We start from the raw sequence: 24,267 nt of genomic DNA on the forward strand, positions 1-24,267 counted from the left end.
AACGATCACACCCGAAACCTCAAAAAGCTTTGAAGGACACAGATTTACATAGTGAGTTTTCAACACTTACTGTTGAAAAGATGTTGAAAATAAAAAATTACCACTTAAAATCAACACATTAAAAAATGTTAATAACTTAAGCCATTGTGAATAAGCAAAATGGTAAAAAGCAAATCAATACGCTCCACTATCATCAATACAAACTGACTTTAAGATGAAAACAAATCCCTTTTTTAGCACTAAAAAATATTCATATATTGTATCTTTGTAACTATGACGCACGACTCCTCAACATTAAAACCCTATAAAGATACCAACGATGGGAAGAAGAAACAGGTAGCAGATATGTTTGACAACATCTCCCATTCCTATGATTTTTTAAACCATTTCATGTCTTTGGGTATTGACATTATATGGCGCAAAAAAAGCCATCAATGCTTTAAAGTCCATAAAACCGCAACTGATGTTGGATGTAGCGACAGGAACTGGTGATTTTGCATTGGAATCAATTAAAATCTTGAATCCAAAAAAGATTATTGGTGTCGATATTTCCCAAGGAATGCTTGAAGTCGCTAAGAAAAAAATTGCAAGCAAGGGATTAGCGAATCAATTTGAGGTAGCGTTAGGAGACTCAGAGAGGCTTCAATTTGAAGATAATACGTTCGACGCTGTTACCGTAGCATTTGGTGTCCGTAATTTTGAAAACTTGGAGAAAGGCCTATCAGACATATACCGCGTATTAAAGCCTGGTGGGAAAGCTGTTATTTTAGAATTTTCGAATCCGAAGAAATTCCCCATTAAACAGCTTTATAATTTTTATTTCAAGTTTATTACACCAACCATTGGAAAATTCTTTTCAAAAGATTCCAGTGCATATGAATACCTACCAGAATCTGTTGCTCAATTTCCAGATGGACAAAAGTTCGTTGCCATAAACAAAAAAGCAGGCTTTAACGAAACGATTGTTAGACCGCAAACATTTGGTATCTGTACAATCTATATTGCTACAAAATAGTACCAGCTAAGATCTGGTTTTGAGTCAAATCGGATTCATTTTTAATATCAACGAGTTACATTATATGACTAAAACAGTTTTTATTACAGGAGCAAGTTCAGGAATTGGTCAGGCTTGCGCCGAAGTTTTAGCGAAAGAGGGTTACAATCTTTTACTTTGCGCGCGCAGGTTAAACCGTTTAGAGGCATTAAAAGATGCATTGTTAGCGGCCTACCCTACTATTCAGATCCATATTTTTGAGCTTGATGTTCGCGATGCAGAACAAGTTGCGAATCAAATTGAGGGCCTACCTCCAGCATGGAAAAAAATAAATGTTCTCATTAACAATGCTGGTTTGAGTCAAGGATTGGATCCTATTCAAGATGGTGATATCGGAGATTGGGACAGAATGATTGATACCAATATCAAAGGTTTACTGTATGTGAGTAAATCTGTGATACCACTTATGGATACCGAAAACGGCGCCCATATTGTTAATTTGGGATCTATTGCAGGGAAAGAGGTTTATCCGAATGGAAATGTGTACTGTGCTACCAAACATGCTGTTGATGCTTTAACTAAAGCTATGCGCATTGATTTGCTAACTCAGGGCATTAAAGTAACATCTATCGACCCCGGAATGGTGGAGACAGAGTTTTCGGAAGTTCGTTTCCATGGAGACCGGGAAAGAGCTAAAAATGTTTACAATGGTGTACAACCCCTGACAGGGAAAGATATTGCCGAAACGATCCTTTTCGTCATTACCAGACCTGCACATGTTAATATAAACGATCTATTAATAATGCCTACAGCACAAGCGACAGGCGCAATTGTCAATCGAAAATAATTTAAATATCATGTCATTAGAAATACAAATAAATCAAGACATTAAGGCGGCAATGATCGCAAAAGACACGGCAAAATTACGTGGCTTACGTGCAATTAAGGCAGCTATACTTTTAGCAAAAACAGAAAAAGGTCATGCCGAAGACCTTAATCAGGAGGCGGAGATTAAAGTTTTACAAAAACTTGTAAAACAACGTCGCGAATCTGCGGAAATTTATAAGACTCAAAACCGGGAAGATCTTTATGAAATTGAAATTGAGGAAGAAAAAGTAATTGAGGCTTATTTGCCAAAACAACTAAGCAAAGAAGAAGTTGAAACGATTGTCAAAGCAATTATCGCCGAAACAGGAGCTTCTTCCATTAAAGATATGGGTAAAGTAATGGGCGCTACAAATCAAAAGCTTGCTGGACAAGCAGATGGGAAAACCATCTCTGAAGTTGTTAAAAGTCTTCTCGCATAAAACGCTCAAATCAATAGAGTCAAATTAAATTGGATATGTCTTTCCAGCCATATCGATCGCATAATTTGACTCTATTTTTATTTCAATTATGGCTTTTCAGTGGAATCTAAAGAGTTTTCACGAACTCAACACGAAAGAATTATATCGTATTTTAAAGCTTCGCATGGAAGTGTTTGTTCTGGAGCAGGAATGTTTATATCCTGAATTGGACGATAAAGATTTTGCTTGTCTGCATCTGTGGACAGAACAAGATGATCGTATTATTGCATACACGAGATTAGTTCCTCCGGGCCTTTCCTACCCACAAGCTTCCATTGGTCGGGTTATCGTTGCCGAGGAAGCGCGCGGAACCGGTCTGAGTCAACAATTAATGATTCATTCCATCGAATCGCTCTACAAAGAATTTGGTGAAGGCGAGATACAGATAGGTGCGCAATTTCATTTAAAATCCTTTTATGAAAAATTAGGCTTTGAGCAAATTTCCGAGCCCTACCCTGATTATGGAATCCTTCATATTGATATGATTAAACCCGCAATTTAGTAAATTTAGGCATGCAAAACGTTGTCATCATCACAGCCGCCCTATTTGGCGGCCTCGCTATTATCCTAGGTGCATTTGGAGCCCATGCATTCAAAAAAATCCTATCACCTGAAAAGCTGGAATCCTTTGAGGTCGGCGTTCGATATCAAATGTATGCTGCTCTTACACTGTTGATTTTAGGATTTAATTTCTCCTTTGAGCTTCAGTCTGAACGAGTTGCATTTTATCTGATCACATTAGGAACTCTTTTATTCTCGGTAAGTATATATTTTCTATCGTTTGCCGAATACTGGAAAAAGAATCTAAAGTTTCTTGGCCCAATTACCCCGCTCGGCGGATTATTTATGATCGCAGGCTGGGTTGCTATTATCATTCGCTTTTTGTAGATTTGAAATAAATATGGCAATGATGTCTGCCCTGAACCGCCCTAATAAGCTGATGACGTCTACTATTTTAGTATAAAACAACAATTTTATATAAAGTGTAGACTTATGGCTATAACACATTCAAATCAAAGCAATCTTCATTTTTTTCGTAAATGGCTTATCTCCTGTAGTGCGATAGGTTTCATCGTAGGATCTATTTGTGCATTTTTTCTCTTTTCCCTCAATTGGGTAACGCAGTACCGAGAAGCTCATCCTTGGATAATTTATGGACTCCCCCTAGCGGGATTTGCCATTGCATTGTCCTATAAGTATTGGGGCAATCCATCAAGCAAAGGAAATAATCTGCTGATTGAAGAATACCTGCATCCCCAACACCGCATTCCGCTTATCATGGCGCCTCTTGTCCTATTCGGAACTTTACTTACACATCTGTTTGGAGGTTCGGCAGGCCGTGAAGGAACTGCCGTGCAGATAGGTGGAGCAGTTTCCGATCAGCTCAATCGCTGGTTTGACTTCGATAAAACTGAACGCCGTATCTTAATTTCAATTGGCATCACTGCAGGCTTTGCCGCTGTGTTTGGCACCCCACTCGCCGGAACAATATTTGGTCTGGAAGTCCTACTGATTGGCAAAAAAAGATATTTCGGTATCCTGCCCTGTTTATTTACCGCCTATTTTGCGAACTTCAGCTGTCAATTATGGAATATTCCACACACTCATTATCCAATTCATGATGTTATTCCAATGCTGTCTTTGACCAATATTGGATTTAGCCTTGCCGCAGGCATTCTATTCGGTGTGACGGCATGGCTTTTTATATTTACCAGCGATTTCTTTAGCCTTCAATTCAAACGAATTAAATATCCTCTGCTTAGACCGGTAATTGGCGGTATTATTTTGGTACTTATCATTACGTTACTCCATAGCAGCAACTATATTGGACTTGGTATCCCGATGATTCAGAACGCATTTGTCGATCAGTCGAATTATTATGACTTTATCATCAAATTACTTTTAACGACTTTCACCCTTTCTGCCGGATTTAAAGGCGGAGAAGTCACCCCACTGTTTTTTATCGGGGCAACCTTGGGGAGTGCGTTAAGCACCGTTATTCCACTTCCCATCAGCCTGCTGGCTGCCATGGGCTTTGTATCCGTATTTTCAGGCGCTACAAACACCCCGCTCGCCTGTATTGTAATGGGTTATGAATTATTTGGGATTCAGCCTATTTTATTTATAGCAATAGCGTGTATAGTCGCTTTTTTATTTTCCGGAAAAAAAGGAATTTATGTTGCACAAAAAGGCGGTTTAAAGGAAAAATTATACCGCAGACTCAATTTATAAGCAGACTCAATTTATAAACAAGACAATGCGCTTTCAGCTTCTCAGTCTATCTCCTTGTATTCCATTATGAACTACTTCAAATAAAAACAGGATAGGCCAAAAAAAACATGCTAAAAAGAAGAATGCAGACCACAATGAATGGATAGATGATTTTAATAAAGACACGAGAAAATTTTTTGATAAAAAAAAAGCCTAAATCATAAGTATGCTTTAGGCTTTTTTTAAAAAATCTTATCATCTGAACTACAGTAGTTTTCCATGCAGAAAGAATGCCGCAACAGTAAAATAGATAATCAATCCTGAAACATCCACCAAGGTAGCTACAAATGGCGCTGATGCCGTCGCCGGATCTAATCCAAACCGACGTAGAATAAATGGAATAAACGATCCTGACAAAGTCCCCCATAAAACAATAAACAATAAGGAAACAGCAACCGTAAAACCAATTGAAATCCAATAAGGACCATAGTCATACAGACCAAGAAAATGCCAAGCCAATATCCTTAAGAATCCGATCGAACCCAATATTCCACCTAAGATTAAACCAGAAGAAATTTCGCGCTTCATCACGTACCACCAATCTTTCAACTTTAATTCACCGAGTGCCATGGCACGAATAATTAAAGATGCCGCCTGCGACCCGGAATTACCCCCGCTGGATATAATTAAAGGAACAAATAAAGCAAGCACAACCGCCTTTTCCAATTCCCCTTCAAAAAATCCCATTGCTGAAGCTGTAAGCATTTCGCTAAAAAACAAGATGATCAGCCAGCCGGCTCTTTTTTGGATCAATTGCAACAAAGGAGTTTTCGTATAGGCCAGATCCAATTCTTCCATCCCTCCAAATCGCTGGATATCTTCTGTATCCCGATCTTCAATTCGATCCAATACGTCATCAAATGTCACAATTCCGACCAATACCCCTGCTTCTGTAATGATAGGTAAAGCACTTCGATCGTACTTTTGAAAAATCTCGAATGCCTCTTCCATGGGTGTGGAAGCCTTAATCGCGGCAAAATTGTAGTCAATTAAGTCGGAAATCTTGGTAGAAGAATCCGATAGTAGTAATTGACCAATTTTCAAGTCATCGATCAAGACGTTTTTCTCATCAACTACATAAATAAAATTAAGCGTTTCTGCCTTCCTTCCAAACACCTTGATATGCCGAAAAACATCATCGACGGTATAATAAGGACGAACTTGCACATACATTGGTGTCATAAGTCGGGCAATACTGTCCTCTTTATAACCAATCAGCTCCAAAGCCATTTGCTTCTCGCGCTCATTCAAAAGATTGATCAGATATTTGATCAGATCATCCGGCAATTCCGACAACAGTTCATTACGCGTATCCGGCTTCAGGTTATTCAGCAATTCGGACAGCTCATGTTCCGTCATGGATTTGATCAACGTATATTGGACATCCATTTCAAAAAAAGAAAAGATCTCCAATCTATCCTCCAAAGGATAGTCCATAAACTCTTGATGTTGCTCCCCTTTACTTAAACGCGATATTTCTTCCGCGATATCGGCTGGGTGTAATGCTGAATTTTGTTCCATTGGAAGAAAATTTAATGGATTTAGCGCAAAAGTAGCTTATTTTGTATGATTTTCAACAATCTGAAAAACTATTTTTTCCAATGGGAATTGCTGCTAGTCTTCCGTAAAATCGTCTACTACTACATTGAAGAGCACATTTGACTTGATATGCCCATGAACTTTACACTATCTTAAAAATTAATTAATCCAGGCGCTAGCTCCTCGGGCTCGAAACCAGCTTTAAATAGCCGGGCTGTTAAATTACTTTTCAGTTCTATGTTTCCTTCATTTACATGCAACCAGCTCCCTTCACGTAAGCCTATGACTGGCTGAGGATTAATTTGATGAAATTCCTGGATTCGCGTTTCCCTTGTCTCTCCTTTGTGTGTAGAATTTGGATCCGGATCCAAATAATGTGGATTGATATTAAAAGGCAAGAAACCAAGTGCGTCAAAGCTAGGCGGATAAACAATAGGCATATCATTTGTAGTTCCTATTGTTAGTCCGGTCAAATTGGACCCCGCCGATGTACCGACATATGGAATCCCCTTTGCTACTTGTACGCGCAATTGCTGTACCAAATCCAGCTCATACAACGTTTTTAACAGTAGAAATGTATTTCCTCCACCAATAAAAATAGCTTTAGCATCCTGAATAGCCTTCTTCATGTTATGAAACTCATGCAGCCCCCTAACCGTTATACCCCTATCTTTCAATGCGTCCTGTACCTTAGCCGTATAACCATCAAACGAAATTCCTGAAGGTCTCGCAAAAGGGACAAATAGCAATTCGTCTGACTGAATAAATTCTACAAAATCTTGCTTAATATAAGCTAAAAACTCACTACCATGGATCGTGCTTGTACTTACGACCAATAACTTGTACGCTGGATTAATCTTCATCTTCTATCGTTAAAACATTAAATAAAAAGTACCTTTGGTTTTTGTCAATTGCGAGGCCAAAGGTACAGTTTTCATTCCTTACTATAGGCATTCCTTACTATAGGCTATTTCTTATCGGCAGTCTTTTTTTCTGTGCCCAATCTTTTATTTTCTTGCAGCGCTTTATGTAAAAGATATTCGATCTGCCCATTAACACTTCTAAACTCATCTGCAGCCCATTTTTCCAATGCTTTGTACATCTGGTCGTCTAAGCGTAGCATAAAGTTTTTCTTATCCGCCATTTCATTTCGTTTATTGGTACAACGTACCTGTATTTACAATTGGTGTCGCTGCTTTTTCTCCGCAAAGTACCACCATTAAATTGCTGACCATTGCTGCTTTTTTCTCGTTGTCCAACTCTACAATATCTTTTTCAGACAACTTATGCAAGGCCATTTCCACCATCCCAACAGCACCGTCTACAATCTTTGCTCTTGCAGCCACAATAGCAGCTGCTTGCTGTCTTTGAAGCATAGCACCTGCTATTTCGGAAGCATAAGCCAAATGACTGATTCTAGCCTCTTTAATAATAACCCCGGCAGGCGCCAAACGATCAGACAATTCTTGTTCAAGAATATGATTTACGGTATCGCCACCTTCACGCAAGGTGATCTCCGCTCCTTCATCCTCCAAGTTATCATAAGGAAAGCTTCCAGCCAAATGTCTTACCGCTGCTTCGCTCTGCGTACGTACATAAGAGGTATAATTACTTACATCATAAGCAGCTTTATACGTGTCTCCCACTTGCCATACAATCACTGCTCCGATCTCAATTGGGTTTCCCATCTTGTCATTGACTTTCAGTGTCTGTCCCTGTAAGTTATCCGACCGAAGACTTATTTTAATCGTTGAATACAACGGATTGACAAAAAACAAACCGTTTTCCTTAACCGTACCTACATATTTCCCGAAGAAATTCAGTACACGCGAATGGTTTGGATTAATAATCATCAATCCTTTCAGAATAAAAAAAAGTAGCGATCATCAGCACAACCCCCAATACGACATAAAGTGAGCTTGCTTCTACGCTGGCAAATGAGAATATTGCCGCCACAAACGAAACGACAGCTATCAATAAAGCTAAATAGCCTGACATTGGTTTAATTAGTTTTTCCATAATTTGTTAATATATATTTGATATCATTTTAATATCATAAATATACTATAATATTTTTCAAATTTCAAATGAAAATTTAAAATTACTATTTTTGATTATGCGCAAAAGATCCTTTCTACCTTTAGTAAACTCTACCACAGAAATACTCATCCTTGGCTCTTTGCCCGGAGATAAGTCTTTGGCAGAAAATGAATATTATGCACACCCACAAAATCGATTCTGGAAAGTAATCACCTCTTTGTTTAACGCGCCGGAGCAAACAAATTATACGGAGAAGATAGATCTATTATTCAAAAACAACATCGGTCTTTGGGATGTTTGCGCAGAAGCCTCTCGTCCCGGCAGTATGGATCTAGCCATACAAAATGAAGTTCCAAACCAGATTGTTGAGCTGCTAGAAGCCCACCCTAAAATCACACAAATTATTTTTAACGGGCAAAAAGCGCACACGTTATACTTAAAGCATTTCAACAAAAGAGAGGACATTATTTACAGATGCTTACCTAGCACAAGTCCAGCCAATGCGAAAAGTAATCTCGAAAATCTAATTCAACAGTGGTGCGTAATAATAAGTGATTAAATTACACGAATTAGATTCGTTAATTCAGTCCTATTGCTTATTTTTGCCCTAAGATGTCAGATTTAAAATACAATCAACGAGGCGTATCCGCAGGGAAAGAGGATGTGCACAATGCGATAAAAAATATAGATAAGGGTCTGTTTCCCAAAGCATTTTGCAAAATAATTCCAGATATTTTGGGTGGAGACCCAGACTGGTGTAATATTATGCATGCGGATGGTGCTGGTACCAAATCTTCATTAGCGTATGTCTATTGGAAAGAAACTGGTGATATTTCAGTTTGGAAAGGTATCGCACAAGACGCAATTATCATGAATATTGATGACTTACTTTGTGTGGGTGCCATCGATAACATTCTTTTATCCTCAACGATTGGCAGAAATAAAAATCTCATTCCTGGAGAGGTGATTGCAGAAATCATCAATGGCACAGAAGAGATTCTGTCTGAACTTCGAGGTTTGGGAATCGGCATCTATTCTACAGGAGGCGAAACCGCCGACGTTGGCGACCTTGTTCGCACCATCATTGTTGATAGTACAGTAACCTGTCGGATGAAACGTGAAGATGTTATTTCAAACCACCGCATCAAAGGCGGTAACGTTATTGTTGGCTTAGCATCGAATGGAAAAGCAACCTATGAACAGTCGTACAATGGCGGAATGGGTTCCAATGGACTAACTTCTGCGCGTCATGATGTATTTAACAAAAAAGTAGCTGAAAAATATCCTGAAGCGTATGATCCAGCTGTTCCTTACGAACTAGTTTTCGCGGGAAGCCAAGATCTTACAAATGAAATCGAAGTTGAAACCGGAGAAAAAATAACCGCAGGTAAGCTAGTCCTTTCCGCTACACGTACTTATGCGCCTGTTATCAAACAGATACTAGACAAGTACCGTTCACAAATTGACGGAATGGTACATTGCTCAGGTGGAGCGCAAACCAAGGTCTTGCACTTCGTCGATAATGTGCATGTCATCAAAGATAATCTTTTTCCGATCCCACCTCTTTTTGCGTTAATACAGAAAGAATCCAATACTGACTGGAAAGAAATGTACAAAGTATTCAATATGGGACACCGTATGGAATTATATGTACCTGAATCGATTGCATCGGATATCATCGCCATTTCAGAGTCATTCGGGATTCCGGCCCAGATCATAGGCCGTGTCGAGGAATCTGCATCCAAAAAAGTAACTATAACCTCCCCTTACGGAGAATTTATCTACGAATAAAAGTTTTTATCCTTGTCTCCTATTTACCTAGGAGACAAGGATATTTTTTTCAATTTGGTATACATGAAAGAAAAACTTCTTGTGGGCTGGAAAGAGACCCTTGATTTACCTGAATTGGGAATATATGGTATAGAAGCAAAAGTCGATACGGGCGCTGCTTCATCGGTACTACACTGCAACTCGTACAAGATCGTTAACGAGGATGGTCAGGACTGGATTATCTGCGAGCTGATCATAAATTTTGAGACAAAAGAGACAAAAACGCTAAAGTTAAAGCTCTATAGAACAAAACTTGTAAAAAGTTCTTTCGGCCAAGAAGAAAAGCGTTACTACATCCGCACAACAGCAACATTATATAACCAGGTATTTAGCATTAAAATCTCCTTTAGAAATAGATCACAAATGACTTACCCTATGCTTTTGGGTAAAAATTTCTTAAACAAAAGGTTTTTGGTTGATGTTTCCAAAGAAAATCTCTCGACGAAGACCCTGGTAAAATAAAACAAATAGCCAAGCAATTTTGTTATCTTAGCAAAAAATATATTCAATATACAAACCGTGAAAATTGCCGTATTATCGACAGTAAAGAGTTTATACTCGACTCGTCGTCTCGTAGAAGCCGCACAACAAAGAGGACACGAATGTGTTGTCATTGATCACAGCAAGTGTTATGTCGGTATTCAGCAAGGTAAACCAAGTATCCATTATAAAGGACATGATCTGAGTGATATTGATGCCATTATTCCCCGAATAGGCGCATCGGTAACATTTTACGGATCAGCGATTGTTAGACAATTTGAGGTGATGGATGTCATTTCCGCAAATCCCAGTCAAGCCATTACGCGATCTCGGGACAAATTGAGGTGCCTGCAGATTTTATCCGGTGCAGGAATCGGGCTCCCGATTACGGGTTTTGCACGTACGGCCTCTGACGTGGACGACCTTATTAGCATGGTTGGTGGAGCTCCTTTAGTCATTAAACTACTTGAGGGAACGCAAGGTATCGGTGTTGTACTTGCCGAAACTAAAAAAGCAGCCTCTTCTGTTATTGAAGCGTTCTACGGCTTGGGCAATAACATCCTGATTCAAGAGTTTATCAAAGAATCAAAAGGCTCAGATATCCGTGCTTTTGTGGTTGACGGCAAAGTTGTTGGTGCAATGAAACGCACGGCGAAAGAAGGTGAATTTAGGTCAAATATCCATCGGGGTGGCACCGCTCAGATTATCCGGTTAAGTAAAGCCGAAAGAGAAACAGCAATTGCGGCTGCGGCACAGCTAGGACTTACGGTTTGTGGTGTAGATATGATCCCTTCTGACAGAGGCCCTTTGGTACTTGAGGTAAACTCATCTCCAGGTTTGGAAGGCATCGAGAAAGCGACAAAAAAGGATATTGCCTCAGAAATTATACAATATATTGAGCGACAATATGAAGCTAAACAGGCTCAAATGCCTAAAGTCGTTAAGAAAAAGAAAAAAAGAGAAAGTAAACTATAAGATTACCGAATCAGCAACTAAAAGGGTTATCCATATATTTGGACAACCCTTTTAGTTGCCAAATAACCTAGACTCAACTAAAGTCGAATTTCCATTATTCCCTAAATTCGACTATCGTCGCTTCCAATTTTTACTTATCTTAGGCTAAATTATGAATTAATGAAAAGATTTAGCCATCTTCTATTTGCCTTTGTACTCGTACTAGCTGCATTTTCCTGGTCTTTTAGCCAAACAACTATCCAAAAAACAGCATCGCCAGATTGGCTCCGCCCCACTACAAAAAAGGCCATAAAGCCAAATTTGGATGATATTAGTGATGGATATTACTATGAGTTAATCGAACATCAAATAAACTTAGCTACCCAAACAAAATATTATAAGGACATAAAAGTTCTATTTGATCAGACTGGAATCGAAAATCTGGGACAAGTTCAGGTAACCTTTGACCCGCATTTCCAAAAACTTCAACTACATGAGCTAAAGGTTATTCGTAACGGCAAAGATATTAACCTATTACCGCAGGCAAAATTTAAGCTCCTTGCCTCCGAAACGGAGCTTTCGAGATCCATCTACAACGGAAGTCAAATGGCCCATTATGTTTTGGAGGATTTACGTAAAGACGACAAGATTGTATTCGCTTATTCAATAATAGGTGTAAATCCGGTATTTGAACAGAAATTTTTCGACAGCTATTACTTACAGGGATATGAACCTACAGGTCTGGTTCATCTCAACTATATTGTACCCAATGGTCGCAAACTTCAGTTTAAAAGTTTCAATGGCGCACCTGAGGCACAGCAACAGTCAACAGGAAATACAACAAATTTTTTCTGGGAGCTGACGGCGGACAAAACGGTTCAGTACGAGGATTATAGTCCGTCGTGGTACAGCCCTTTAAAATATATCCAATGCTCGGAATTCAATACCTGGCAGGAAGTTGATCAATGGAACCGTAAAATTAATCCTATTCCACAAATAGCAACGACAAGTACACTTCAAGCCTTCGTCAATCAACTTTGGAAAGAGTCCAACGGGCAACCCTATGCGTACCTGAAAAAGGCCTGCGACTTTGTACAAAATGAGATACGCTATATGGGTATTGAGATGGGAGAATATTCGCACCGGGCAAATGTTCCAGAAAAAGTATTTTCCCAGCGCTACGGCGATTGTAAAGATAAATCAATGCTGCTGGCCACAATGCTCAAAAACAAGAATATTGATGCAGGACTCGTATTAGCCAATACCTATAAGAATAGAGGCCTGCAGGAAGAACTCCCCTCACCTTATGCTTTCAACCATATGGTTATTGAAGTTAATATTGGTGGACGGTCCCAATATATTGATCCAACCATAACTAATCAGGGTGGAGATATCAAAAACAGGTATTTTCCAGCTTATGGAAAAGTACTCTCGACTATAGGTAGTGGAAAGCTTACAGACGTACCGCAGCATGTTACTGGTAATATTAAAGTCAAGGAAACCTTGACAATGGAAGGCAAATTTGAGGCTACCCTTGATGTCCACACAACTTATGTTGGAAATGAAGCGGACGATATGCGTACTTATATTCAAAGTAGTGCAAAAAATGACATACAGAAGCAATACTTGGAGTATTATGCCAAGATCTATCCGAAGATCAATAAAATTGGTCAAATACAATACAAAGATGATCTGGAGAACAATATTGTGGAGATCATCGAAAAGTATAAAATAAAAAACATTGGAAAGACAGAAAGCGGATCTACTAAAAAATATATTCCTTTGTTGGGAACAAATATAAATGACAAGCTTCCAGAGATTATGGAGGATCGTATTGCTCCCCTAAGCCTTTCTTTTCCAACAGATCTAACCTACGAAATGTATATCGTCAACAAAGGGAAAAAGGAATTTGGCAATTATAGAGACAATAGTTATTTCGACCGCACTGCGTATGTTTTCGGCAAAACACTGGAAGTTGAACAGGATAGTATTAAGGTTGCATACACGTTAAGTTTCCACGAACCCTTTGTCGAACAAAAAGACCTGAAACAGTATTATACAGATTTTGCAGATCGTGATCATATCTTTTATAATGGTTTCTATCTTGACAATGATGGATATGTAACAGATGGGATAACTAATCTGAATACGCCGGCATCAGTGAAAGACATTAATTGGTTTGTCCTGATCCTATTCGTTCTTCTGGTGCCAGCTGTCATCTGGTATATTGTTAAAAAGTATAATAGGACCAAAGCTTTTATCATCAAACCTTATGACGAAATTTATTACGATCAGATCGGCGGATGGATGATCGTACTACTTATTGTACTATTTATAAATATATTGACCTTATCCGGTATATTTATCTTCCAACAGTCTTTCTTTAGTTTAAATACTTGGCAAGCGGTAGATCAACTGGAAGGTGTTTCCCCCGTTCTATACAGAACTTTACTATTATTGGAAATAATCGGTAATATATTGATACTGTCTGGATTGATTTATAGCTGTATCCTTCTAATTAAGAGAAGGGATATTTTCGCTCAGACCTTCTTTATGGTTGCACTATTTATGGCCATATTTTGTACACTAGATGCAATTGCAGGCTATTTTATGTTCAAACAATACTTGAATAAAACCGATGACATATTTACCAAATATGAAGATACGATAAGAACTATTATCTTTTTCTGTATTTGGGGAACTTATGTCTATAAATCGGAACGTGTAAAGGGTACCTGTGTTCGCCCATATCAGAACGATCAGATTATTCCCAAGGCTGCGACAGAGCATCCTTTTGATCAAGACTTTCTAAAGCCTTATTCAACGATGAAACAAGGAGAAAAAGAAGCTGGAGCGGAATTTCAATCCCAGGGGGATACAGTTGCTCGCAGTCATCCCGAGGACGATCAAGACAAGCCGTAGCTACCATTTTCATAAAAAAGGGTTCTGTAAATAATATACACAACCCTTTTTTATGGAAATCTGATTTACATTATTTCATTTTCATCACCATATTATCCGCGCCTTCAGTAGACACTTTTACCTGACCAGACTTGTTCTTCGTAGACTTATAATGGACATGGTTTTTGACTCCCTCAATTTGAACAGTCTCTACTGAACCAATATTAACCATATTGTCTGCCCCCTCTATCGTCACCGTTGTGATGTCATTCCCTGTTACAGTATTCCCCTTCCCCTCAATAATCAATTTACTTACATTGCCACGGATTACAACTTTATTGTCAGCACCTTCTATTTGTACAATCTCCCCCCCTTTGGCCTCTATCGTACGATTATTGTTCACCCCTTCAATTGAGATAACTTTTCCCTGCTGATTAACCACTTCGTTCGTTAGAGCCTTGGAAACTGGCTCTTTGGCCGCCATCAACAAACTTCCGATCAAAAGAAGTGAAAATCCGAATGTAATTGTTCTTAGTTTCATAATGTTATGTTTTCTACAGATCAACAAAAATCAAACCTAATTTCAAATCTAAAAGAGCTATAAGTTGTAATATACAGCGTCACTTGCATCAAGAGTATAATTGGGGAGTAAGAACTAAAATGAAACATAGCATTGAATTGGGTTTACCTGGCACATAACGTCCAAAAAAAGATACAGTAACCGTCATAACAAAAAAAGGAGCCTAAAAGGCTCCTTTAATATCTCTAACAAATTGACAGCGGATTAAAAACTCTATTTTACTGCGTCTACAACTGCTTTGAAAGCTTCTGGGTTATTTAAAGCTAAGTCAGCTAAAACCTTACGGTTCAAACCAATGTTTTTAGCGTTTAATTTACCGATCAATTGGGAATAAGAAATTCCGTGTTGACGAGCTCCAGCGTTGATACGTTGAATCCATAAAGCTCTAAACTCGCGTTTTTTGGTTTTACGATCGCGGTAAGCGTATTGTAAACCTTTTTCTACTGTATTTTTAGCAATAGTATAAACTTTGCTACGTGATCCAAAGTAACCTTTTGCAAGGCCTAGGATTTTTTTGCGTCTTCTTCTAGAAGCTACTGCGTTAACCGAACGTGGCATATTTTTAAAATTAGTTTGGTAGAAGGTGTCATGTATTTCAATGAACTTACAACCTTATACCCGGTTAAAAAATTATTATTAATAAAATCGAATAAAACTTATTTACCGATAGCAAGCATACGTTTTACGTTGCCCATATCGCCATCAGATACATAACTTGTTTGTGTTAAGTTACGTTTACGTTTTGTGCTCTTTTTTGTCAAGATGTGGCTTTTGAAAGCGTTTTTTCTTGCAATTTTACCTGTTCCAGTCAATTTGAAACGTTTCTTTGCGCTGGAATTGGTTTTAACTTTTGGCATAATACTTATAAATTTTATATCAATCTGTTAGAATTCTTATTATTTTTTAGGAGCCTTTGGAGCTACTGTTAAAAACATGCGTTTACCTTCTAATTTCGGTAAAAGCTCTACTTTACCGTAATCCTCTAAAGCCTGAGCAAAGCGTAACAACAAGATTTCACCTTGATCCTTGTGTACAATAGCACGACCTTTGAAGTGTACATAAGCACGAACTTTCTCTCCACTTTCAAGAAACTTAATCGCATGCTTCAATTTGAACTCAAAATCATGCTCACCAGAGTTAGGTCCGAAACGAATTTCTTTAATAACAGTCTGTTTTGCATTAGCTTTGATTTCCTTTTGTTTCTTCTTCTGTTCGTAAACAAACTTACTGTAGTCGATAATCTTACAAACCGGCGGTACAGCATTTGGCGAAATCTCCACTAAATCAAGTTCCAACTCATCAGCCAACTCTAACGCTTTGCGCGTAGGGAAAACTCCTTGCTCCACATTATCTCCTACCAAACGTACCTCAGGTACTTTGATTAACTCATTAATGCGGTGATCTGGTTCTTTCTTTCTCATTGGTGGTCTTGGACCACCGGGTCTTTTTAATGCCAAATGTTTAAAAATTAAACGGTTATTTCCTTAATTAATATATCTCTAAATGCCTCAGCAGTCATAGTTCCTAATTCCACTGAGCCATGTTTACGTACAGAAACTGTGCCATTTTCCACCTCTTTTTCCCCTACAATCAACATATAAGGAAGCTTTTTCACTTCGGCGTCTCTGATTTTTCTGCCCACTTTCTCGTCACGTAAGTCTATCAGTCCGCGAATATCGGAATTATTTAGCGAATTCAAAACATTTTGAGCATATTCTTCATATTTTTCTGACACTGGCAAGACGATAAATTGCTCAGGAGCAAGCCATAATGGGAATTGTCCAGCACAATGTTCGATCAATACAGCTACAAAACGTTCTAAAGATCCGAAGGGCGCACGGTGAATCATCACAGGGCGATGTTTCATGTTATCACTTCCTGTATATTCCAACTCAAAGCGCTCAGGCAAATTGTAATCCACCTGTATAGTACCTAACTGCCATTTACGACCTAAAGCATCTTTCACCATAAAATCCAATTTTGGACCATAGAAAGCCGCTTCACCATACTCTACGACTGTCGGCAAGCCTTTTTCCTCCGCCGCTTCAATAATTGCAGATTCAGCCAAAGCCCAATTTTCGTCAGTACCAATATACTTCGTACGATTCTCAGGATCACGTAACGACACTTGGGCTGTATAATCATTAAAGCCTAAGGCTCCAAAAACATAAAGTACTAAATCGATTACCTTTTTGAATTCACCTTTAACCTGATCTGGACGACAAAATAAATGGGCATCATCCTGAGTAAATCCACGCACCCTTGTCAATCCGTGAAGCTCACCAGACTGTTCGTAACGATATACAGTACCAAACTCAGCAAATCGAACCGGTAAGTCCTTATACGAGCGTGGTTTTACTTTATAAATTTCACAGTGATGCGGACAGTTCATTGGTTTTAACAAAAACTCTTCTCCTTCGATAGGAGTTTTTATTGGTTGAAATGAATCCGCGCCATATTTCTCATAGTGTCCAGAAGTCACATATAGCTGCTTATGTCCGATATGCGGAGTAACAACAGGCTCATACCCTGAGTTTAACTGTGCTTTCTGTAAGAAGTCTATCAGCTTTTGACGTAATGCAGCTCCTTTAGGCAACCAAAGAGGCAAACCTGCACCAACCTTTTCAGAAAAAGCAAAAAGTTCCAACTCTTTCCCCAGTTTACGGTGATCGCGTTTTTTCGCCTCTTCTATAAATTTCAAATATTCTGTAAGCTCCGATGCCTTAGGGAACGTAACACCATAAATACGTGTCAACTGTTTGCGAGACTCATCACCTCTCCAATAAGCACCGGCAACATTAGTCAATTTAATCGCTTTAATAAACCCAGTATTTGGAATATGAGGGCCACGACATAAATCTGTAAATTCCCCTTGAGTGTAGAAAGTAATCTTTCCATCTTCCAAGTCTTTGATTAAATCTAGCTTATACTCATCTCCTTTTTCAGTAAAGTAAGCCAATGCATCCGATTTCGAAACAGCTTTACGTTCAAATGTTTCTTTCCGTTTAGCCAGCTCCAGCATCTTGTCTTCGATCGCTTTAAAGTCATCAGACGAGAATTCACGATCACCAAAATCAACATCGTAGTAAAATCCGGTTTCAATCGCGGGACCAATACCAAATTTAATCCCAGGATACAATGCTTCCAAAGCCTCAGCCAACAAGTGTGCTGAAGAATGCCAAAAAGTGGATTTACCTTTGGTATCATTCCAGGTCAATAACTTGACAGTAGCGTCATTTTCAATAGCACGGGCAGAATCCCACACTTCACCATTTACTTCGGCAGCAAGGACGTTTCTTGCAAGCCCTTCTGAGATTGATAACGCAATCTCTGCAGCAGTGATCCCTTGTTGATACTCTCTTACGGAACCATCTGGTAGTGTAATTTTAATCATTTACAACTATGATCTTTAAATTGTTAAAAAATAGAAAACATAAAACAACATGTACAATTATGTTATTACACTTATGTTTTCAATAAATAAATTGTGACACAAATTTAGTAAAAATTCTGATAAAATAACAGGTTTTTTGCGCTATTCAACGCATTCTATCGTCACAATTTAACAAAGTTGTTTTCAGCTTTTATAATTTATGACCCGACAAAAATAGAAAGCCGAACCTACACCCCTCTTGTCCATAGTTTAAATGCGCTAAATTCATCAGCTTTACACGCTTTACATCCTCATCATTGCTGTTTAAAGCGAATTAATAATCTGATCTTATTGATCAACAGCTCCTCGCTATTGCCCCCTGTACATCCCAACAATGAATGAAAATCAGGTTATATATTAACAGGGTAATTACAGGGGGTTAACAGGGGTATAACAGGGGGTTAACAGGGGTAAATCCCTATTACCCCCTTGTTAACCCCCTGTAAAAAGAGTATTGTTTCGCTGTTAATAGAAAACATCGTATAAACCTGGTACCATAGTAGCGGTAAACAATGTGCTTTGCTTAAACATCAACCTAAAAACAAAGGGATAAAACAGATTATTACCAGCAACTATATATAAAAAAAATGACAGGACAGCTACTTAAAAGCCACAGGACAAATTGAGCATCTCATTAATATTTGCTACCTTTGCAGACTGAAATTTTAACTATGTCAAATCAAGTACCAGAAGACGGAACACTATTGCCCTTAATGGAAGAATTTTACACTATTCAGGGAGAAGGCTACCACACCGGGACTGCTGCTTATTTCATACGATTGGGTGGTTGCGATGTGGGCTGCCACTGGTGCGATGTAAAGGAAAGTTGGGATGCATCTATCCACCCCCTTACAACCGCAGATTCGATTATCGAAAATGCAAAGAAATATCCTGCAAAAACAGTTGTCATTACGGGTGGCGAACCACTTATTTATAATTTGGATTACCTAACAAAAGGACTTCATGAGGCGGGTATTAAAACGTTTATTGAAACCTCAGGTGCATATCCTTTGAGTGGCGAATGGGACTGGATTTGTTTATCTCCAAAAAAATTCAAAGCTCCACGCAAAGATGTGTTAGAAGCTGCTGGTGAACTTAAAGTTATCGTTTTCAATAAAAGCGATTTCGCCTGGGGAGAAGAATACGCACAACTTGTAGGACAAAACTGTAGATTATACCTTCAACCTGAATGGTCGAAATCGAAAGAGATGACACCTTCTATTATTGACTACGTAAAAGAAAACCCTAAATGGGATATTTCACTACAAACACATAAGTTCTTGAACATTCCTTAATCGTGCAAATGCACGATTAAATTGACACATAAAAAAGGCCTTCGATAGTATCTAAGGCCTTTTTTATAAATAATAAATCTATATTAATGCATATAATTTAAAATCACTTCACATAGGTCTTTAAAAAAGTTTCCAGGTCTAACGTTTTCGTTTCTTCACCTTCCTTCTCCCGGACCAGAACATTTCCAGCATTATCAGCATCTAAAAATAATAAGTTCGCCTTTAATAAAATCTTCCCATTTTCATCCAACAATCCAACTTTTCCATTTTCAGAGAACATCAAATAATTGTCTAGAAATTTACTGATATTTTCCTTTTTGTCAAGCAGAACTTTCCCTTCCTGTGTGATCAATCCAAAATTACCATCTTTCTGAAAAATGGCCAGTTTTTGATTTGCAGGCGTAAGCCAGTCAAACCCTTCTTTATTCACCTTCCCCCCTTTCTTATCCAACAACCAGAAATAATTATCTTTATCTGAAACAATTGCAGTCTGCTCATTAAAATAGGCTAAAGAGAAAAGAGAGCAAGGCAACACCTCTTCTCCAGCCATGTTTTTTATACCATAATATTCATCATTGGTATCTTTATCCTTGACCATCGTCCATTTAAGTGATTTTTCCAATGGAAAAGTATCTTCAAACAAACTCACATCTTCCCCTTCACTCGTATACCCTCCCCCTGAGATATCAATCACCTTTGCATTTTTAGGAAGTGTAAAATCTGTTACAGACGATACATTGGTCACTTTCGTTGTTTCAAAACCAAGGTCATTGTTTTCACCCAAAGACAATTTGAGCACAGCTCCGGGTAAATCATTGATAAATGAAAATGCCGTCAGATAATACGTGGGCACTGCTTCCGAATACCATACCGTTGCTACCGCGGAATCGGCATGATTTTTTATAAATAACTTTGCTTTCTTACAGGTAATTCCCGCTATCGATTCGATCTCGCCCATATCTTGCAGCTGCACATAAGGCCCTTCCGACTCCCCTAACTTCGTACTGACAATCTTATAGGATGGACTGTATGCTTCGGCAGTAACAATATCATCTCCGACCGAATACGAATATGTTTTTGCTAATTTTCGATTTAAAATAGCATGTGCTTTTTGATTCACTACAGTGGAAGAATAATCGGCATCAGCCAAAATCTCCACGTTCCGATAAGCCATTTTTCCTTTCAAAAATGGCTCATAAAACTCTTTTGCAAATTCCGGAACTTCATTTTCAAATTTTTCAGGAGAAACTTCACCTTTAAACACCAACTCCATCTGCCATTGCTTATCTTGTGCATAGGTTGTCGAAATTGATAATCCAAATAATAGTGCAACGTTGAGTAAATTATTCATAAGAATGATAAATATGTAGCTAAATAACAAAAGACAGACCAAAAAGCCTATCTTTTACGCTATTTTTTTATTTATTTACTTTTTTCGCTTCATATTTCGATAAAAAGCAAAAAAAAGGCCACTAAGCAAAATATACTACAATTTAATCATCTGCCTAGTTTTCACCGCTTCGTCACATGCCAAAGCAATTCGTAGACTATTAACAGCATCTTCCATCGAATCAGAAAGGTCCAAATTATCTACAATCGCCTGCTGAAAGAATAACTGCTCCCGGTTACATAATTCCTGATGATCGGGCTCATCCGATAAGTTGACCCACTCATCAACCTTCGTAAATTCATTTGCCGAATCTAAATCAGCATAATGTACGCGAAGGCTTTCTGTTTGTGTATGGGATGCTACCGAATCCGATTTACCTTCATTGCTTGCTTTTTTTGCGACAATGGAAACTGCACCTTTAGGCCCAAAAACATCCTTTACAAAAAAAGCGTTCTGACTAACCATTGGTCCCCATCCAGCTTCATACCATCCTACGGACCCATCTTCAAAATGCAACTGCAATTGCCCGTAGTTGTAGTTCCAAGCAGGAATCTCATCGGTTAACCGCGCGCCGATTGCAGATACATACAATGGTTTCGCACCCACCATTTGACACATAACATCAATATAATGAACTCCACAGTCAACAATAGGACTTAAACTAGCCATTAGATTTTTATGCACATCCCACATATATCCATGGCTCTGTTGATTCAGATTCATACGCATAACAAGTGGCTTTCCCATCGTTTTAGCTATTTCAATAAATTTGACCCATGAGGGATGATATCTCAAAATATATCCAACAACCAATTTTTTATCATATTTCACTGCAGCATCGACGACCTCCTGCGCGGAAATCACATCTTCAGCTAAAGGCTTTTCAATAAAAACATGAGCACCAGCCTGAAAGGCTTTTATAGCATACGCTTTGTGTGTATCCGGATAGGTCGCTATACAAACGGCATCCGGTTTCGTTTCCTGAAGTGCATCCTCATAAGATTCAAACAATTTATAGTTGCCTCCCAATTGTTCATTCAGTTTACTTTTGCTCTCCCCACGAGCTACTAGACCCACAATTTGAAAGCCATCTAAATCGTGATATGCCTTCGCATGAGATGCGCCCATATTTCCACATCCAACAACCAATATTTTAATAACCTGTTGCATCATTTTTTCTATTTCTATATTATTTCTTTAATCCATCTAAAGCAAAGGCCGCTCCTGTTCCCAATACAGCACCTGCTAACACATCGGAGGGAAAATGTACGCCCAGATACATCCTAGAATACCCCACGCTACTCGCCCATAAAAGCGATGGCGCGACGACGTACCACTTTGAGTAAGCCCGAGACAAAGCAGAAGCAGTAGCAAAAGCAGATGACGTATGACCAGACGGAAAGGAATACCCACCGGCCGTACGAACCGATATGAAATTAGGATATTTTTTAAATGGCCTGCTTCGCTTAAAAATATGTTTTAACCCAACATTCACGAGCGCTGTTACAGCCGTACTGCTAGCAACATACAAGGCATTCTGACGCATTGCCTTATCATCGTTGACTGCACCTGCAACCAGTAAACCAACCGGAACGGCTATCTGAACATAGTTATTGATATCAGAAAGCACTTTAAATGTTTGTGTTTGCGGCGCTGTCCGAGTCTCGGCTATGGACTCCAATATACGGATATCTAACGTCGACGCTGGCTTTTCCTGTCCTAGAACAGGACCATATAGACAGTTAATCCAACAAATAAAAATAAAAGCTAATCTTTTCATCAAATAAATAATCTATCTAATTTACAATCTCTTTGAAACATGTACCACTAAACACATTCCTCCTATTTATTAAACAACAACTTATACTCCCTACTACTGCAACTCTTATTCGCTACTAACTTAGTATGTCACCCCCAATTCCTAAAAATAAGAAAATTTATGTGAGTTGTCAGCCTATAAAAAGCGTTTCGATTGAACAAGATTTCACAACTTGCTATTTAAAGTAATTCAAACAGCCTACTATAAGGATAGGAAATCAGCATTACCTTTTGTCTAAATTATGGTATATTCCCCCAATCAACAGCATTGTTTTCACATTTTTTTCAAGAAAATTGAATTCATTTCAACAACAAGTCCATTGGGATAAGAATTTTAAAATGATAGTCTTGCATTTCCCATTAATTTACTATACATTTGCTTGCAGTTATTAATACAAACATGGTTTATACTTACGTACATCATTTTCATTTGCATCATCGCCATTGTGGCGATATGTTAATTTAATGTGTTCTTACGTAGAATACCTTCCCTCTTGTTTGATTTCTTATTATTAATAATTTACTGCTAACATTTATAAAGCGTTGAAAAATCTTAAAATTGCTATCCAAAAATCGGGTAGGTTAAACGAAAAATCTGTTCAATTACTGAAAAATTGTGGTTTAGACTTCGAGAACTACAAAAGTTCTTTAATCACAACTGTTGGGAATTTCCCACTGGAAATATTATTTCTGAGAGATGATGATATTCCGGGATATGTGGAACAAGGCATAGCCGACCTGGGCATCGTCGGTGAAAACATCATCGATGAGACCGAATCCAAAGTAGAATACATCAAACGGCTTGGTTTTGGAAAATGTACATTGAAACTGGCTATTCCCAAAGATAGCACCATCCAAGATATTAAAGACCTTAACGGCAAAGCAATCGCAACCTCTTATCCAAATATCCTAAAGAATTTTCTAGACGATTATAAGATTAATGCAGACATCCGTTTGATATCCGGCTCAGTTGAGATTTCACCGGGCTTGGGTCTTAGTGACGCGATCTGCGATATCGTATCTACCGGAGGAACACTAAAAAGCAACGGTTTGAAACCTTTTGCTGATGTCAAAAATTCAGAAGCCATTTTGGTTGGAAGAAAGGGATTAGAAGGCAATGAAGTTTTGACCGAATTAGTACAACGTATCGAATCTGTTCTTTTAGCAAAAGAAACTAAATATGTGGTATTGAATGTCGAAAAGAAAAATTTGCCAGCCATCACTTCTTTATTGCATGGTGTTAAGAGCCCTACGGTTGTTCCACTGGCAGAAGAAGGTTGGGTAGCCGTACACACCGTTATCACTGAAGATGACTTTTGGGATAAGATCAATAAGTTAAAAGCTGAAGGTGCCCAAGGTATCGTTGTGATGCCCATTGAAAAAATCATTCTTTAAA

The 24,267-nt window shown here is 38.5% G+C and carries 25 protein-coding genes, 1 pseudogene and 1 riboswitch; of the genes and pseudogenes, 13 read left to right on the forward strand and 13 right to left on the reverse strand.

What is annotated here, in order from left to right:
* Window positions 1-273 precede the first annotated feature (273 nt).
* The 6 genes and pseudogenes from ubiE to BV902_RS19230 all read left to right on the forward strand — a co-directional run bounded on the left by ubiE (window position 274) and on the right by BV902_RS19230 (window position 4,572).
* Window positions 274-1,015 (forward strand): annotated as a pseudogene (ubiE, locus tag BV902_RS19205) (bifunctional demethylmenaquinone methyltransferase/2-methoxy-6-polyprenyl-1,4-benzoquinol methylase UbiE).
* A gap of 64 nt (window positions 1,016-1,079) precedes the next feature.
* Window positions 1,080-1,841, forward strand: a complete 762-nt coding sequence (locus BV902_RS19210) for an SDR family oxidoreductase (RefSeq protein ID WP_075993324.1) — start codon at window positions 1,080-1,082, stop codon at window positions 1,839-1,841.
* A gap of 10 nt (window positions 1,842-1,851) precedes the next feature.
* Window positions 1,852-2,301 carry a GatB/YqeY domain-containing protein gene (locus BV902_RS19215; RefSeq protein ID WP_075993325.1) on the forward strand — a complete coding sequence of 150 codons (450 nt, stop codon included), beginning with the start codon at window positions 1,852-1,854 and terminating at the stop codon, window positions 2,299-2,301.
* A gap of 88 nt (window positions 2,302-2,389) precedes the next feature.
* Entirely contained in the window at window positions 2,390-2,842 is a 453-nt protein-coding gene (locus tag BV902_RS19220) for a GNAT family N-acetyltransferase (protein WP_083663676.1), read from the forward strand.
* 11 nt (window positions 2,843-2,853) lie between these two features.
* Window positions 2,854-3,228 carry a DUF423 domain-containing protein gene (locus BV902_RS19225; RefSeq protein WP_075993327.1) on the forward strand — a complete coding sequence of 125 codons (375 nt, stop codon included), beginning with the start codon at window positions 2,854-2,856 and terminating at the stop codon, window positions 3,226-3,228.
* Between the two features lie 6 nt (window positions 3,229-3,234).
* A riboswitch (Fluoride riboswitch) is annotated at window positions 3,235-3,297 on the forward strand.
* Window positions 3,298-3,333: 36 nt separating this feature from the next.
* Window positions 3,334-4,572, forward strand: a complete 1,239-nt coding sequence (locus BV902_RS19230; protein ID WP_075993328.1) for a voltage-gated chloride channel family protein — start codon at window positions 3,334-3,336, stop codon at window positions 4,570-4,572.
* 243 nt (window positions 4,573-4,815) lie between these two features.
* Here BV902_RS19230 and mgtE read toward each other — a convergent pair whose 3' ends face one another.
* From mgtE to BV902_RS28180, 5 genes are all read right to left on the reverse strand, one after another.
* Entirely contained in the window at window positions 4,816-6,132 is a 1,317-nt protein-coding gene (gene mgtE / locus BV902_RS19235) for a magnesium transporter (RefSeq protein ID WP_075993329.1), read from the reverse strand.
* 170 nt (window positions 6,133-6,302) lie between these two features.
* On the reverse strand, window positions 6,303-7,013 hold the full coding sequence (gene pepE / locus BV902_RS19240) for a dipeptidase PepE (protein ID WP_075993330.1): 711 nt from the start codon (window positions 7,011-7,013) through the stop codon (window positions 6,303-6,305).
* Between the two features lie 104 nt (window positions 7,014-7,117).
* Window positions 7,118-7,294: a ribbon-helix-helix domain-containing protein gene (locus BV902_RS19245; protein WP_075993331.1), complete on the reverse strand. Its 177-nt coding sequence runs from the start codon at window positions 7,292-7,294 to the stop codon at window positions 7,118-7,120.
* 10 nt (window positions 7,295-7,304) lie between these two features.
* Window positions 7,305-8,003, reverse strand: coding sequence for an SPFH domain-containing protein (locus BV902_RS19250; protein WP_083663677.1), 699 nt, complete (start codon window positions 8,001-8,003; stop codon window positions 7,305-7,307).
* Window positions 7,993-8,169: a hypothetical protein gene (locus BV902_RS28180; RefSeq protein WP_157626141.1), complete on the reverse strand. Its 177-nt coding sequence runs from the start codon at window positions 8,167-8,169 to the stop codon at window positions 7,993-7,995. The genes BV902_RS19250 and BV902_RS28180 overlap by 11 nt, the downstream gene beginning before the upstream one ends.
* 97 nt (window positions 8,170-8,266) lie before the next feature.
* Here BV902_RS28180 and BV902_RS19255 point away from each other — a divergent pair, with 97 nt between their 5' ends.
* From BV902_RS19255 to BV902_RS19275, 5 genes are all read left to right on the forward strand, one after another.
* A complete protein-coding gene (locus BV902_RS19255) occupies window positions 8,267-8,749 on the forward strand; it encodes a DNA-deoxyinosine glycosylase (protein WP_075993332.1) in 483 nt (160 codons plus the stop codon).
* Window positions 8,750-8,802: 53 nt separating this feature from the next.
* Entirely contained in the window at window positions 8,803-9,981 is a 1,179-nt protein-coding gene (locus BV902_RS19260; protein ID WP_075993333.1) for an AIR synthase related protein, read from the forward strand.
* 63 nt (window positions 9,982-10,044) lie between these two features.
* Window positions 10,045-10,482, forward strand: coding sequence for an ATP-dependent zinc protease family protein (locus tag BV902_RS19265; protein ID WP_075993334.1), 438 nt, complete (start codon window positions 10,045-10,047; stop codon window positions 10,480-10,482).
* 57 nt (window positions 10,483-10,539) lie between these two features.
* Complete coding sequence (gene rimK / locus BV902_RS19270) at window positions 10,540-11,475, forward strand: 30S ribosomal protein S6--L-glutamate ligase (RefSeq protein WP_075993335.1); 936 nt, start codon at window positions 10,540-10,542, stop codon at window positions 11,473-11,475.
* A gap of 159 nt (window positions 11,476-11,634) precedes the next feature.
* On the forward strand, window positions 11,635-14,376 hold the full coding sequence (locus BV902_RS19275) for a DUF3857 domain-containing protein (protein ID WP_075993336.1): 2,742 nt from the start codon (window positions 11,635-11,637) through the stop codon (window positions 14,374-14,376).
* 70 nt (window positions 14,377-14,446) lie between these two features.
* Here the strand turns inward: BV902_RS19275 and BV902_RS19280 are convergent, their stop codons facing one another.
* From BV902_RS19280 to thrS, 5 genes are all read right to left on the reverse strand, one after another.
* Window positions 14,447-14,896, reverse strand: a complete 450-nt coding sequence (locus BV902_RS19280; protein ID WP_075993337.1) for a DUF3060 domain-containing protein — start codon at window positions 14,894-14,896, stop codon at window positions 14,447-14,449.
* A 252-nt stretch (window positions 14,897-15,148) separates the two neighbouring features.
* Window positions 15,149-15,493, reverse strand: coding sequence for a 50S ribosomal protein L20 (gene rplT, locus BV902_RS19285; RefSeq protein WP_046674462.1), 345 nt, complete (start codon window positions 15,491-15,493; stop codon window positions 15,149-15,151).
* 98 nt (window positions 15,494-15,591) lie between these two features.
* Complete coding sequence (gene rpmI / locus BV902_RS19290) at window positions 15,592-15,792, reverse strand: 50S ribosomal protein L35 (RefSeq protein WP_002993964.1); 201 nt, start codon at window positions 15,790-15,792, stop codon at window positions 15,592-15,594.
* Window positions 15,793-15,831: 39 nt separating this feature from the next.
* Window positions 15,832-16,392, reverse strand: a complete 561-nt coding sequence (gene infC, locus BV902_RS19295; RefSeq protein WP_075993338.1) for a translation initiation factor IF-3 — start codon at window positions 16,390-16,392, stop codon at window positions 15,832-15,834.
* An 11-nt stretch (window positions 16,393-16,403) separates the two neighbouring features.
* Window positions 16,404-18,329 carry a threonine--tRNA ligase gene (gene thrS, locus BV902_RS19300; protein WP_075993339.1) on the reverse strand — a complete coding sequence of 642 codons (1,926 nt, stop codon included), beginning with the start codon at window positions 18,327-18,329 and terminating at the stop codon, window positions 16,404-16,406.
* 710 nt (window positions 18,330-19,039) lie between these two features.
* Here thrS and BV902_RS19305 point away from each other — a divergent pair.
* Window positions 19,040-19,663, forward strand: coding sequence for a 7-carboxy-7-deazaguanine synthase QueE (locus BV902_RS19305; protein ID WP_075993340.1), 624 nt, complete (start codon window positions 19,040-19,042; stop codon window positions 19,661-19,663).
* 103 nt (window positions 19,664-19,766) lie between these two features.
* On the opposite strand, the gene BV902_RS19310 is transcribed toward BV902_RS19305, so the two are convergent.
* From BV902_RS19310 to BV902_RS19320, 3 genes are all read right to left on the reverse strand, one after another.
* Complete coding sequence (locus BV902_RS19310; RefSeq protein WP_075993341.1) at window positions 19,767-21,014, reverse strand: hypothetical protein; 1,248 nt, start codon at window positions 21,012-21,014, stop codon at window positions 19,767-19,769.
* A gap of 135 nt (window positions 21,015-21,149) precedes the next feature.
* Window positions 21,150-22,226 carry a Gfo/Idh/MocA family oxidoreductase gene (locus BV902_RS19315; RefSeq protein ID WP_075993342.1) on the reverse strand — a complete coding sequence of 359 codons (1,077 nt, stop codon included), beginning with the start codon at window positions 22,224-22,226 and terminating at the stop codon, window positions 21,150-21,152.
* Between the two features lie 16 nt (window positions 22,227-22,242).
* Window positions 22,243-22,833, reverse strand: a complete 591-nt coding sequence (locus BV902_RS19320) for a phosphatase PAP2 family protein (RefSeq protein ID WP_075993343.1) — start codon at window positions 22,831-22,833, stop codon at window positions 22,243-22,245.
* Window positions 22,834-23,414: 581 nt separating this feature from the next.
* Here BV902_RS19320 and hisG point away from each other — a divergent pair.
* Entirely contained in the window at window positions 23,415-24,266 is an 852-nt protein-coding gene (gene hisG / locus BV902_RS19325) for an ATP phosphoribosyltransferase (protein WP_075993344.1), read from the forward strand.
* Window position 24,267 lies beyond the last annotated feature (1 nt).

Origin of the sequence: Sphingobacterium sp. B29 (genome assembly GCF_001952815.1) — a bacterium.
GTDB lineage: Bacteria > Bacteroidota > Bacteroidia > Sphingobacteriales > Sphingobacteriaceae > Sphingobacterium > Sphingobacterium siyangense.